12 protein-coding genes are annotated in these 12,985 nt (G+C 38.6%); 11 read left to right on the forward strand and 1 reads right to left on the reverse strand.

Features of this window, described 5'->3' with window-relative positions; translation table 11 throughout:
* Positions 1-39 precede the first annotated feature (39 nt).
* Positions 40-972 (reverse strand): Na/Pi symporter, encoded by a 933-nt coding sequence (locus tag T323_RS0118625; RefSeq protein ID WP_026674638.1) that lies wholly within the window; start codon positions 970-972, stop codon positions 40-42.
* A 293-nt stretch (positions 973-1,265) separates the two neighbouring features.
* Between T323_RS0118625 and T323_RS0118630 the strand changes: the two genes are divergently transcribed.
* The 11 genes from T323_RS0118630 (at position 1,266) to T323_RS0118680 (ending at position 12,975) form a co-directional block, all read left to right on the forward strand.
* Complete coding sequence (locus T323_RS0118630) at positions 1,266-2,486, forward strand: acyl-CoA dehydrogenase family protein (RefSeq protein WP_026674639.1); 1,221 nt, start codon at positions 1,266-1,268, stop codon at positions 2,484-2,486.
* Entirely contained in the window at positions 2,486-4,129 is a 1,644-nt protein-coding gene (locus T323_RS0118635) for a long-chain-fatty-acid--CoA ligase (RefSeq protein WP_156942483.1), read from the forward strand. Before T323_RS0118630 ends, T323_RS0118635 begins: the two co-directional genes overlap by 1 nt.
* A 12-nt stretch (positions 4,130-4,141) precedes the next feature.
* The gene (locus tag T323_RS0118640; RefSeq protein WP_026674641.1) at positions 4,142-4,915 is read left to right on the forward strand and encodes an SDR family oxidoreductase; all 774 of its coding nucleotides are present in this window, start codon (positions 4,142-4,144) and stop codon (positions 4,913-4,915) included.
* 136 nt (positions 4,916-5,051) lie between these two features.
* Positions 5,052-6,230 carry a thiolase family protein gene (locus tag T323_RS0118645; RefSeq protein ID WP_026674642.1) on the forward strand — a complete coding sequence of 393 codons (1,179 nt, stop codon included), beginning with the start codon at positions 5,052-5,054 and terminating at the stop codon, positions 6,228-6,230.
* A gap of 3 nt (positions 6,231-6,233) precedes the next feature.
* Positions 6,234-6,986, forward strand: a complete 753-nt coding sequence (locus tag T323_RS0118650; protein WP_026674643.1) for an SDR family NAD(P)-dependent oxidoreductase — start codon at positions 6,234-6,236, stop codon at positions 6,984-6,986.
* Between the two features lie 84 nt (positions 6,987-7,070).
* Positions 7,071-7,634 (forward strand): TetR/AcrR family transcriptional regulator, encoded by a 564-nt coding sequence (locus T323_RS0118655; RefSeq protein ID WP_026674644.1) that lies wholly within the window; start codon positions 7,071-7,073, stop codon positions 7,632-7,634.
* Between the two features lie 81 nt (positions 7,635-7,715).
* A complete protein-coding gene (locus tag T323_RS0118660; RefSeq protein ID WP_026674645.1) occupies positions 7,716-8,597 on the forward strand; it encodes a 3-hydroxyacyl-CoA dehydrogenase family protein in 882 nt (293 codons plus the stop codon).
* On the forward strand, positions 8,598-9,380 hold the full coding sequence (locus T323_RS0118665) for an enoyl-CoA hydratase (RefSeq protein ID WP_026674646.1): 783 nt from the start codon (positions 8,598-8,600) through the stop codon (positions 9,378-9,380).
* A gap of 14 nt (positions 9,381-9,394) precedes the next feature.
* The gene (locus tag T323_RS0118670; protein ID WP_026674647.1) at positions 9,395-10,462 is read left to right on the forward strand and encodes a phosphotransferase family protein; all 1,068 of its coding nucleotides are present in this window, start codon (positions 9,395-9,397) and stop codon (positions 10,460-10,462) included.
* Between the two features lie 9 nt (positions 10,463-10,471).
* The gene (locus tag T323_RS0118675; RefSeq protein ID WP_169737913.1) at positions 10,472-11,197 is read left to right on the forward strand and encodes a 2-phosphosulfolactate phosphatase; all 726 of its coding nucleotides are present in this window, start codon (positions 10,472-10,474) and stop codon (positions 11,195-11,197) included.
* A 2-nt stretch (positions 11,198-11,199) separates the two neighbouring features.
* On the forward strand, positions 11,200-12,975 hold the full coding sequence (locus tag T323_RS0118680) for an acyl-CoA dehydrogenase FadE (RefSeq protein WP_026674649.1): 1,776 nt from the start codon (positions 11,200-11,202) through the stop codon (positions 12,973-12,975).
* Positions 12,976-12,985 lie beyond the last annotated feature (10 nt).

Below are 12,985 nucleotides of genomic sequence, written 5' to 3' on the forward strand. Positions count from 1 at the left end.
GAAACAGACCAAAAGGTGAACTTCCTTTTGGTCCTTCTGCTATAAATGTCGGCCGTGGACGGCAGTGATAAATGTAGCAAACATTGAAATAAACGGGAAAAATAATAATGAGCAGACAATATTAAATATCATGCTAGCATGGGCTAGTTGTAAGCTTGGTAAATCAGCCAATGAACTAGCGACAGCACTAAGTAATCCGATGAGAGGCAAAAATAGTAATACCCCAATAACATTCAACCAAATATTAGCGTAAGCGACAAGCTTAGCTTCTCTTCCGGCACCGAGACTAGCAAGGTAGGCTGTCACACAAGTTCCAATATTGGCACCAAGCATAATCGCAACACTTGATGGTAAGGATAAGACATCTTCATTTAAAAATCCCATTGCAATTGCAGTAGTAGCCGTACTCGATTGTATAATAGCGGTTAACACAGTGCCAATCGCAACACCTAAAATATAAACCTCATTCGTGATTTCAAAAAAAGAATGAAAGATGGGAATGCTGGCTAACGGATACGCTAAAGTTTCAAGCCCATCCATGGCAACAAAAATACAAGCAAGTCCAAAACAAACACATCCTAAAGAATACGTTAACGCTTTTGGAATGAGCAGTAAAAGCAATCCTAAAAATAACATGGGTAGTATATAAGAAGACAAATCAATCGCAATGAGCTCTAAAGTTAAACACGTCCCGATATTGGCCCCTAATATTAGACCGATTGAGTGGCGAAAGGTGATAAAACGAGCAGCCACAAGTCCAACAACAATCACCATTAAAGCTGAGCTACTTTGGATGACTGCAGTAATGAGTGTTCCTGCTAGAAGCCCTTTCCACGGGGCACTTGTCATCTTATGTAAAACTTGTCTTACTCGTTCTTCCCCTAAATTTAATAACCCAAACCGCATGATAATCATGCCAAATAGAAATATCGATATAAAAACAGCAAGTAGGGAAAGAATTTCTTTCGTCATTAGTATCACCTCTATATTAAATGTATGGACAAGGAATTCAGACAATGACAGAAAAAAAGATAAATATAATGATTGAAAATTTAGATAATATCAGTTATAGTAAAAAATGTAATAGGAATTGTATTATTTTTCAATTAACATACTAGATGGTTAGTTATTTTTTTACATCAAACATACCGACTGGTTAGTTAGTATTTGTGAACAATAATCTATGGTTCTCAAGGTTTATTTTATTTTTTATGTTCATAACATACTAACCGGTTAGTATAATATAAGAGAAGGAGGAACATTACTTGTACTTTGAGCATTCCGAAAAAGTAAAGCGCTTACAAGATGAGCTACTGCAGTTTATGGATGAAGTGATATATCCAAACGAAAAAGTGTATGAAGAACAATTGTGTAAAGAAAATCGATTCTCAAAAATCCCTCCCATCATGGAAGAAATGAAAGCAAAAGCAAAAGAGCGAAACCTATGGAATTTATTTTTACCTGAAAGTGAATATGGAGCAGGTTTAACAAATGTTGAATATGCACCCCTTTGTGAAATCATGGGGCACTCCCCGATTGCACCTGAAGTGTTTAATTGTAATGCTCCAGATACAGGCAATATGGAGGTGTTAGCTAGATACGGTACCCAAAAACAAAAAGATAAATGGCTTACTCCACTTTTACAAGGGGACATTCGGTCAGCTTTTGCAATGACAGAGCCAGCTGTAGCTTCCTCTGATGCGACGAATATCCAATCAGAAATTCGTCGTAGTGGGGATGGTTATATAATAAATGGAAAAAAATGGTGGTCCTCTGGTGCTGGTGATCCAAGATGCAAAATTTTAATTTTTATGGGGAAAACCGACCCAAATGCTCATAAATACGAACAACAATCTATGATTCTAGTTCCACTCGATACTCCAGGCATAACGATTGAACGAATGTTACCGGTGTTTGGATATGATGATGCACCACACGGTCATGCTGAAATTACATTTAACAATGTCCGTGTTCCGGCAGAAAACATGTTGTTAGGAGAAGGGATGGGGTTTGCTATAGCTCAAGGCCGATTAGGACCAGGCCGAATCCATCATTGTATGCGAACGATAGGAGCAGCAGAAAGAGCATTATCAATTTTATGTAACCGTGTAATTCATCGTGAGGCATTTGGAAAACCGTTGGCTGAGCAAGGAGTAATAAGAGAATGGATAGCGAAATCAAGAATTGAAATTGAGCAAGCAAGGCTATTAACGATGAAAGCAGCATATATGATGGACACTGTCGGAAACAAACAAGCGAAAAAAGAGATTGCTATGATAAAAGTCGTTGCTCCAAATATTGCTCTTCATGTGATTGACAGAGCAATTCAAGCATTAGGAGGGGCAGGTGTCAGCAACGATTTCCCACTCGCTTTTCAATATGCAAGTATTCGAACATTACGGTTAGCGGATGGCCCTGATGAAGTCCATCAAGAAGCGGTCGCCAAATTAGAATTAAAGCCTTATTACAGAAAGGATGAGGGATGATGAAAAAAAGATGGTTATCACTTTATCATGAATCATTACATGAAACGACAACGGTCCAATCAAAATCTTTATATGAGCTTCTTCTCCAAACGCAAAACAAATCAGGGGATAGTACAGCTCTTACTTTTTATGAGCATAAGTGGACATATAACCAATTGGTACAAATGGCAGAAGCATTTGCTAGTGCCCTTCATCAGGAACAATTTCAAAAAGGGGATCGTCTTGCGATTATGTTACCAAACTGTCCTCATTATGTATTTAGCTTATTTGCGACATTTCGAGTAGGGGGAACGGTTGTTCAAGTAAACCCAATGTATGTCGCTAGAGAGCTAGAGTATATATTAAATGATTCTGGGGCTACACATATTGTCATTTTATCCGACTTATATCCGATACTAGAGCAAGTAAGAGAAAAGACGAGTGTAAAAAAAGCGATTGTCGTTAGTTTAAAAGCTGATTCAGACCTTCAACTTTCAGAAGGTGACGAACACTTTGAAGACTTTTTGAAAAAAGGAACAAAGGGAGCACCAACAGTTGATATCAATCCTGAAGAGGATATTGCTGTTCTTCAGTACACGGGAGGAACGACAGGTGTATCTAAAGGAGTTATGCTCACTCATTTAAATTTTATTTCAAATATAGAGCAAACTTATGACTTTATGTACCGTGTCCGAGATGATATACCGGAAAATGCCAAAATTATGAATGTGCTCCCGCTGTTTCATATTTTCAGTTTAACTTGTGCCAATTTCTTAACGGTTCGAATTGGTGGAAACCAAATTTTACTTCCGCGTTTTGAAATGCGAGAGGTCCTTGAAACATTAAAAAGAGAACAGCCATTTTCCTTTTCAGGTGTACCGACAATGTATGTTGGCTTTAATGCTGTTGGTGAACATCAGAAGTTTGACCTTGATAAAATTAAAGCTTTTATTAGTGGGGGTTCTTCCTTACCAGTTGAAGCATTAGAAACGTTTGAAAAAGCGGTGAACAATCAAATTTGTGAAGGTTATGGCTTATCAGAAACAGCGCCAGTGACCCATTTTAATCCGTCATTTCGAGAAAGAAAAGCAGGCAGTATCGGGATTCCGATTCCAAGTACAGATGCTAGAGTTGTTCGTGAAACAGATGCAGGGATTGAAGAAGTTCCAATTGGTGAAGTAGGTGAACTCGTCATTAAAGGTCCTCAAGTGATGAAAGGCTATTGGCGCAAAGAAGAAGTGACAGCGCAAACGATAAAGGATGGCTGGCTTTTTACAGGCGATTTAGCAAAGATGGATGAGGATGGGTATTTTTATATAGTTGATCGAAAAAAAGATATGATTATTGCAAGCGGTTACAATGTATATCCGCGAGAAATCGAAGAAGTAATTTATCAACATGATGCAGTGCAGGAAGTCATTGTTTTAGGAGTTCCAGATGCATACCGTGGAGAGACTATTAAAGCTTATATCACACCAAAACCGAATACAACATTAACAGAGGAGTCGATCATACAATTTTGTCAAAAATACTTAGCAGCCTACAAAGTTCCTAAACTAGTAGAGTTTCGAGATGAGCTTCCAAAATCAGCAGTTGGAAAATTACTTAAGCGAAAACTCCGCGATGAGGAACTTCAAAAACAAAACACGAACCAATTGTCGTAAAGGAGGCCCATGATGAATGCACTCTCATTATTTCAATTAACAGGGAAAACCGCGATCGTAACAGGAGGAGGACGAGGATTAGGGGCACAAATCGCCCACGCCTTTGCCGATGCGGGAGCAAATGTTGTCATTTGTTCCCGGAAAAAAGAAGCGTGTGATGAAGTGGCAAAGGAGTTAGAGGAAAAAGGGGTCCAAACATTATCCCTCGCATGTGATGTGACAAGCGAAACTGATGTCACGAATGTAGTAGAACAAACCGTCAACAGGTTTGGTACTATCGATATTCTTGTCAATAATAGTGGAGCAACATGGGGAACACCAGTTGTTGATATGCCGAGCGAAGCATGGAAAAAAGTAATGGACGTGAATGTAACGGGAACGTTCTTAATGGCAAAAGCGGTTGGAAAAGTGATGATTGAACAAAAAAACGGAAAAATCATAAATATTGCTTCAGTAGCGGGCTTAAGGGGAGCTGACCCTAAATATATGGATACGATTGTGTACAACACGAGTAAAGGGGCTGTGATTACGTTTACGAAAGATTTAGCTGCAAAATGGGGGCAACATCAAATTAACGTGAATGCCATAGCACCAGGCTTTTTCCCAACGAAAATGTCAAAAGGATTATTAGAACATGGTGGAAATTTAATTTTAGAACGAACCCCTTTACAAAGATTTGGAAATGAAGATGACTTGAAAGGAGCAGCTTTATTTTTAGCATCGCAAGCTTCTGATTATGTGACAGGAGAAGTTGTTGTTGTTGATGGTGGTATGAATGCGATGTAGCGAGTATCAGTCAAACTCAGCGAAAACCGAAGAGAAAATGTTCAATAGAAGAGTTCTAATAGACAAAACACTATGAAAAAACGTGTGAAGTAATTTTCGTGATTTCAAAGATGGCTTTAAAAGGAGGGGAAATATCATGTCAAAACGAGATCCGGTCATTGTAGCTGCCGTACGGACACCGATTGGAAAGCAAGGAGGAGCAATGGCTTCGTTAAAAGCACATGAATTTGGAGCTGTTGTTATTAAAGAGGCTTTAAGTCGTGCAAAGGTTCATGCAGAACATGTTGATGATGTTATTTTTGGAAATGTGTTAAGTGGCGGAGGCAACATTGCTAGATTATCTGCATTACAAACAGGACTATCACTATCGATTCCAGGAGTTACGGTTGACCGTCAGTGTGGATCAGGAATTAATGCCATAAACTTAGCGGCGCAAGCGATAAAAGCTGGAGATTGCGAGATTGTCGTTGCAGGTGGTACAGAAAGTATGAGTCGTGCCCCTTTCTTATTAGAAAAACCGACAAAAGCATATGCTACAGCTCCGCCAAAGATTTTACCAGCACAACTCTCTCCGAAAGAAATTGGAGATCCACCGATGGGGATAACGGCTGAAAATCTAGCAAACGAATATTCGATTACTAGAGAAGAACAGGATAAGTATGCCCTTTGCAGTCAACAAAAAATGGCTAAAGCGATGAAACAAGGCTATTTTACAGAGCAAATAGTTCCGATTTCCATACCTACTCGAAAAGGCGAACCGATTGTGTTTCAAGAAGATGAACATCCTAGACCAAATACATCGTTAGAAGCATTAGCGAAACTTCCCCCTGCTTTTATCCAAGGTGGCTCAGTAACTGCTGGGAGTAGTTCAGGCTTGAATGATGCAGCTTCTGCACTTGTACTTATGTCAAGAGAAAAAGCAGAAGAACTCGGGGTAAAACCGTTGGGTGCAGTTATTGGGTATACGGTTACCGGTGTCGACCCAAATAAAATGGGGATTGGTCCTGTCCCAGCGATACATGCGTTAGTTGAAAAAACAAAAGTGTCATTAGATGAAGTTGATTTTGTTGAAATCAATGAAGCCTTTGCCGCTCAAATATTAGCATGTAATAAAGAACTAGGCATCCCTGATGAAAAGTTGAATGTCAATGGTGGCGCGATTGCCCATGGACATCCACTTGGTGCGACAGGAGGAATATTAATAACAAAAGCAGTGTATGAATTAAAGCGACGCCAAGGGACATATGCAGTTGTGTCAGCTTGTATTGGTGGTGGTCAAGGAATCGCAACATTGCTGAAACGAGAGGAGGATTAATTCGTGCGTCTTGAAGGAAAGGTCGCGATTATTACTGGAGCTAGCAGCGGAATTGGTCGAGCAACAGCATTTAGATTCGCAGAAGAAGGGGCAAAACTAGTTTTAACAGATATAAAGATAGACCAAGGACAACAGTTACAACAAACACTGACAAACGATGGGTATGATGCCTTATTTGTTAAAGCTGATGTAACAAACGAAACAGAAATTCAACAAGTAGTAAATAAGACGATTAGTCAATTTGGCCGAATCGATATTCTCTTCAATAATGCCGGCATTGGCAATGAAGAAAAAAGACTTGTAGACATGAAGAGTGAAGAATGGGATAAGGTCATTAATGTGAATTTAAAGTCAATATTTCTTGGGATGAAATATGTTATCCCAGAAATGATGAAGCAAACAGGTGGCTCCATTATTAACACTTCTAGTCTTTTAGGGATTAAAGGGAAAAAATATGTAGCGCCGTATAATGCATCAAAAGCTGGTGTCCTAACGTTGACGAAAAATGCAGCTCTAGAATATGGGGAACAAAATATTCGCGTTAATGCGATTGCGCCTGGAGTCATTGACACACCTATTATCGATGAATGGAGAAAACATCCAGAGAAGTGGAACATTATTTCAAGAGCAAATGCGTTAAGAAGATTAGGCACTCCGATAGAGGTCGCCAACGTTGTTGTTTTCTTAGCATCCAAAGAATCTTCTTTTATTACAGGAACGACGATTATGGTCGATGGTGGAGGCTTGACATTTTAAGTGGAATTTAGGTAAACCTAAAGTGAGGTGTACAACGGTATGGTATACTAAAAAATGACTTGAGAATAGTGAGGAGCTTGCAACATGAAAGAAAAAATCTTTGAAAAAAGCATCATTTTATTTGGGAAAAATGGGTTTACGGAAACTTCAATCCAACATATAGTTGAAGAGCTAGGCGTCACGAAAGGAACCTTTTACTATTATTTTACTAGTAAAGAAGAATTGCTAATGGAAATCCATTTGCGTTTTATCAATGAGTTACTTCAAACGCAAAAAGCGATTGTTGAAGATGAATCAAAATCTGCTAAAGAGAAATTACACGGAATCGTTTATATGTTATTAAAAAACATTGAAGGTCAAGGACAAAGTGCAAAAGTCTTTTTCCGTGAAATGCAAAATTTAAATGAAGAACATTTACAAGATATTTTTAAGAAAAGAGACCAATTCCGAAAGCAAACGCAATTTGTCATTGAAAAAGGTATGGAAATGGGTGAATTTCGGCAAGACATTAATGCTGAAATTATTACGTTGGCGATATTAGGTGCTGCAAACTGGGGCTATCATTGGTTTGATCCAAAGGGTCCATTAACAGAATTGCAAATCTCAGATATATACTTAGATTTAATTATAAATGGAATTCAAGCTTAATTCATTCACTCTTCTACTCTTGCTAGAGTGGAGTATTGTAATAACATACTAACCGGTTAGTCAAGGAAGGTGGATATGAACATGAATATTGATAATATTAAAAGAATTACAGTGTTAGGTGCAGGTTCTATGGGTCATCAAATTGCAATGTTATGTGCGCTAGGTGGCTATGAAACTACGATTCAAGATATAGAAGAAACAGCATTACAAAAAGCAAAAGAGAGTTTAGAGTACCAAATCGGGAAATGGATGAAAAAAGGAAAAATATCTGAGGCTGATAAGGAAGCGGCATTTTCACGATTAACATTTGTTACAAGTTTAGAAGAAGCAGTTATTCATACAGATTTTGTAATCGAAGCGATAGTCGAAAAACTAGATGTGAAGCAGCAAGTGTTTCAAAAAGTAGATCAACTTGCACCTCCACATGCCATTTTAGCAACAAACTCGTCAACGATCGTCAATTCAAAAATTGCCGCAGTCACAAATCGACCTGAAAAAGTTTGTAATATGCATTTCTTTTTCCCACCATTAGTGATGGATTGTGTTGAAGTTGTGAAAAGTGAGCAAACCTCAGATGAAACAGCCCAAATTACAATGAATTTATGTAAGCGCATTAATCGTACGGCAGTGCTGCTTCATAAAGAAATTTCTGGATTTATTGCGAACCGAATTTTAGGAGCGTTAACAAGAGAAGCGGTTTCTCTTTATGAAGAAGGATATGCTGACTTTGAAGATATCGACCTCATTTGTACAAAAGCACTAAATCACCCAATTGGACCATTTGCTTTAATGGACTTATCTGGGATTGATATTGCCTATTTTGTCGACCAGCAACGCTATGCAGAAACAGGAGATCCAAATGACAAGCCACCAAAATGTGTAGAGGAGAAAGTAAAAGCAGGTACTCTAGGAAGAAAGACGGGGCAAGGCTGGTATAACTATGAACAGGTAGAGGTGAAATAAATGGAATCACAGGTTGTTGAGCTTGAAATAGAGAAGGGAATTGCAACAGTCACAATAAATAATCCCCCTCTGAATGTGTTAAGTGCTAAAGTAGTTAAACAATTACAGAGCGTGTTTACTGAACTTGAAACTGACGAAAAAGTTATCGTTGTGATTTTAACAGGAGCAGGAAACACCGCATTCATGGCAGGAGCAGATATAAAGGAGTTTCCTCATCTTATGGATGACCCAAATATGAAAGAAAGTGTATTGGCAACACATGCTGTTTACAATCAAATTGACTTCTTACACAAACCGACGATTGCCGTATTAAATGGCTTAACTTTTGGTGGAGGATGTGAACTGGCATTAACTTGTGATATACGCATCGCAGAAGAGCATAGTCAAATCGGATTACCGGAAGTAAAGCTTGGATTATTTCCTGGAAGTGGGGGGACGCAACGATTACCTAGGTTAATTGGAGAAGCAAAGGCAAAAGAAATGATGTTTACAGGGGATCCTATTTCAGCCCTAGAAGCGGAGAAAATAGGGTTAGTGAATCATGTTGTTTCAACAGGAGAAGGGATGGAAAAAGCAAAGAATCTGGCCAACAAAATCGCCCGTCATTCTCTTCAATCATTATCTCGTATAAAAAAAGCAGTAGATGAAGGTGGAGAGCAACATTTAGCTGCGGGAATTGAACTTGAAGCCTCATTATTTGAAGCGGTGTTTCGCACTGAAGATGTTCGAGAAGGTGTTTCAGCTTTTATCGAAAAGCGTAAGCCAAGTTTTCAGCACCGCTAAAGGAGTGAATGCCATTGACCTATAAAGATACGATTTCGGTTCGGCCAGGTGAAGAACTCGATAAAGATAAAGTAGAACGATTTTTACGAAGACAACTCAGTGACCTTCCTGAGGCCCCATTAAAAATTGAACAATTTCCATCAGGTCATTCGAATTTAACGTACGCCCTTCAAATTAGTAATTGGGAAGCAGTACTGCGAAAAAGACCATTAGGACCTGTTGCTGCAAAGGCTCATGATATGAAACGTGAATCATTTATACTACAAGAAATTCATCCGTTTTTTCCACTTGCCCCAAAGCCAATCTTATATTATGAGAACTCTGACTTAATTGGTAGTGAATTTTTTATTATGGAACGAAGAAGAGGGATTGTGATTGATACGCAATTTCCAGAAGAAATCGTTCCTACGAAAGAAATGAATGAGACAATTTCAAATCTTATGGTTGAATCTTTAGTGAAGCTTCATGATATTGATTTTTCAAAAACAAAATTACTAGACATTAGTCGTCCTGAAGGGTTTTTAGAGAGACAAGTGCTTGGGTGGATAAAAAGATATGAAAAGGCGAAAACGGATGAGGTTCCTCATGTTGAACAGTTAACAGCATGGCTTGCCAAACATATCCCGTCGTCTTTACCACCAACGATTATTCATTACGACTTTAAATTAAACAATGCGATGTTTTCACCTTCGTTTACGGAGATGAATGGATTATTCGATTGGGAAATGGCTACGATTGGTGACCCGTTAGCAGATCTCGGTGTGGCGTTGAGTTATTGGATTCAAGAAGATGACCCTTCTTTATTAAAGCAAGGATTCGGGAAACCACCTGTTACGGTATTACCAGGTTTTTACACGCGACAACAATTTGCAGAACAGTATGCAAAACGAAGTGGGCGAGATCTTCAACATCTCAATTACTATATCACATTTGCCTATTTTAAATTAGCGGTCATCGCTCAACAAATTTATTATCGTTATAAAATGGGGCAAACAAAAGATCCACGTTTTGCGCGTTTTAATGAAACCGTCGCCTCTTTAATAACACATGGAAGAGAAACATCACTGCAAGCTTTTCGTTAGGAGGAAATGATGAGGACATTACAAGTCATATTAAAAAAAGAAGACATCATCCCTGAAAAGCTTACAAGTAATATTGTGATTGTATTAGATGTTCTTTTAGCAACTTCAACGATAGTGTCGTTGTTCCAGCATAAAGCGAAGTCTATTCTTCCATTAGAAAAGAAAGAAGATGTTACCTACGTTTCTACACTATATGAAAAAAAAGACACAATCTTTATTGGTGAGTATGAGGGTCAAACATTGGAAGGTTTTTTATCACCAAACCCTCTTGAACTACAACGTCAAGTGGAAAACAAACACGTAATTTTATCAACAACGAATGGGACAGTTGCGATTGTGAAAGCAAAAGCTGCAAAGCAACTTTATATTGCAAGTCTATTAAATGCAACGGCAATTGTTAAAGAGATTTATCAAACGATAGAAAAGGCTCAGTCGGTCGTTATCGTTTGCTCAGGGTCTTCCAATCAATTTTGCTTAGAAGACTTCTATGGTGCTGGTTATCTTATCCGTGAGTTTTTGGCTCACGAAAAAGGGTGGAGGTTAACAGATTCAGCGAAGGCAGCACTTTCTTTTTACAAGACAGGAAACGCGAACACGATACTGCGGGAATCGCAAGTAGGAATGCTTTTAGCTCAATACGGTTATGATGAAGCACTTGACTATGTTGCACAAAAAGGAATTTATACGGTTGTACCGGTGTTTAATGGCCATGAAATTATTAAAAAGGAGGAGTAAGTATGGAAACAAAAATGGAAATAAGAGGTGGACAATTTCTAACGTCTGAAATCGAAGCAGATATGGTTTTTACTCCAGAAGACTTTTCTGATGAGCATCACATGATAAAGCAAACAGGGAAACAGTTTATTGAAAATGAAGTATACCCGAAAAGAGAAACAATAGAAGAACAAGATTTTGATACGGTTGTTTCGCTTTTACGTAAGGCAGGGGAATTAGGGTTACTAGCCCATAGTATTCCAGAATCTTACGGTGGATTAGGGTTAGACAAGATGAGTAATGCTGTTGTCGGTGAAATGGTCGGTCGTGCCGGTACTTATGGGGTTGCCCATTCAAATCAAACATGTATTGCAACGTTACCGATTACGTATTACGGTACAAAGCAGCAAAAACAAAAGTATTTACCGAAATTAGCATCTGGTGAGTATATAGGGGCATATTGTTTAACCGAACCAGGTTCCGGCTCAGATGCTTTAGCAGCAAAAACAACAGCGGTATTAAACGAACAAAATACTCATTATATTTTAAACGGAACAAAACTTTATATTACAAATGCTGGCTTTTCAGATACGTTTATCGTTTATGCAAAAGTAGATGGAACTAAATTTACAGCTTTCATAGTAGAAAAAGACTTTCCGGGTCTTTCGCTTGGACCAGAAGAAAAAAAGATGGGAATTAAAGGTTCTTCAACGCGTTCTGTCGTGCTTGAAGATTGCCTTGTACCGATAGAAAATGTCTTAGGAGAAATAGGAAATGGTCATCTCATTGCCTTAAATGTCTTGAATTTAGGACGGTTTAATTTGGGGGCTGCTTGTATGGGAGGAGCAAAAGCAGCACTTGGGTTAGCCATTGAGCACACGACACAAAGAAAGCAGTTTAATAGATTAATAGCTGATTTTGGTGCCACAAAAGAAAAAATTGCAAAAATGGCTTGTAAGCTTTATACGGCAGAATCTCTGCAATATCGCTCTGCTGGTTTACTAGAAGGGGTACTACACGATGTTTATGATATTGAGGACCGTTCTCTTGTCACGAAACGATTAATGGAATTTGCGATGGAATGCGCAATTTGTAAAGTCTATGGCTCTGAAGTGCTAGATTATGTCGTCGATGAGTCGTTACAACTTCATGGAGGAGCGGGGTATATTAAAGAATACCCGATAGAGCAGGCTTATCGAGATTCTAGAATTAATCGAATTTTTGAAGGAACAAACGAAATTAACCGTCTCCTTATCCCAGGCACTTTTTTTAAGAAAGGCGCAAAGGGTGAACTACCGATACAACATGCGATAGAGAGTGCAGTAATGGAGCTGAAACAAAACGATGAAAGTCGGGAAGTCGAGCAATTATCTGAAGTACGAGCAGTTGTATCATCTATCAGACGTGCTTTTTTAACCTTAGCCGGATTTGCATATGAACAACTGGGTGACCAACTAACAGAACATCAAGAGGTGACAATGAAGTTAGCGGATATCGCCATTGAATTATATGCTAGTGAATCGACATTGTTACGAACTGTAAAAGCGATAGAAAAGCAAGGGGAAGAAAAGGCTGACCTAAAAAAGCAAATGATGATTTCTAGTATTCAAGGTAGTCTACAAAAAGTGGATGCGTTAACAAAGCAATTGCTTTATGGTTTTGATGTTTCACAAAAGCGAGATGGCTTATTGAAGTTTTTAGCAACAGAGTTTTCCTGCTATTCATTTTCAAGTGCGACGAAGCGAAATCGGGATATCGCGAACTTTATCATTGAAGCAAGGGAGTATAGATGTGATTAAGGAGGTGAAT

The sequence above is a fragment of the Alkalihalobacillus bogoriensis ATCC BAA-922 genome, from assembly GCF_000621445.1.
GTDB classification, from domain to species: domain Bacteria; phylum Bacillota; class Bacilli; order Bacillales; family Bacillaceae_F; genus Bacillus_AO; species Bacillus_AO bogoriense.

Coding starts and splice junctions, on each gene's coding strand:
- T323_RS0118675 (WP_169737913.1), top strand. CDS start 10,472: ATGAGGACATTACAAGTCATATTAAAAAAAGAAGACATCATCCCTGAA.
- T323_RS0118680 (WP_026674649.1), top strand. CDS start 11,200: ATGGAAACAAAAATGGAAATAAGAGGTGGACAATTTCTAACGTCTGAA.
- T323_RS0118655 (WP_026674644.1), top strand. CDS start 7,071: ATGAAAGAAAAAATCTTTGAAAAAAGCATCATTTTATTTGGGAAAAAT.
- T323_RS0118625 (WP_026674638.1), bottom strand. CDS start 972: ATGACGAAAGAAATTCTTTCCCTACTTGCTGTTTTTATATCGATATTT.
- T323_RS0118645 (WP_026674642.1), top strand. CDS start 5,052: ATGTCAAAACGAGATCCGGTCATTGTAGCTGCCGTACGGACACCGATT.
- T323_RS0118635 (WP_156942483.1), top strand. CDS start 2,486: ATGAAAAAAAGATGGTTATCACTTTATCATGAATCATTACATGAAACG.
- T323_RS0118665 (WP_026674646.1), top strand. CDS start 8,598: ATGGAATCACAGGTTGTTGAGCTTGAAATAGAGAAGGGAATTGCAACA.
- T323_RS0118660 (WP_026674645.1), top strand. CDS start 7,716: ATGAATATTGATAATATTAAAAGAATTACAGTGTTAGGTGCAGGTTCT.
- T323_RS0118640 (WP_026674641.1), top strand. CDS start 4,142: ATGAATGCACTCTCATTATTTCAATTAACAGGGAAAACCGCGATCGTA.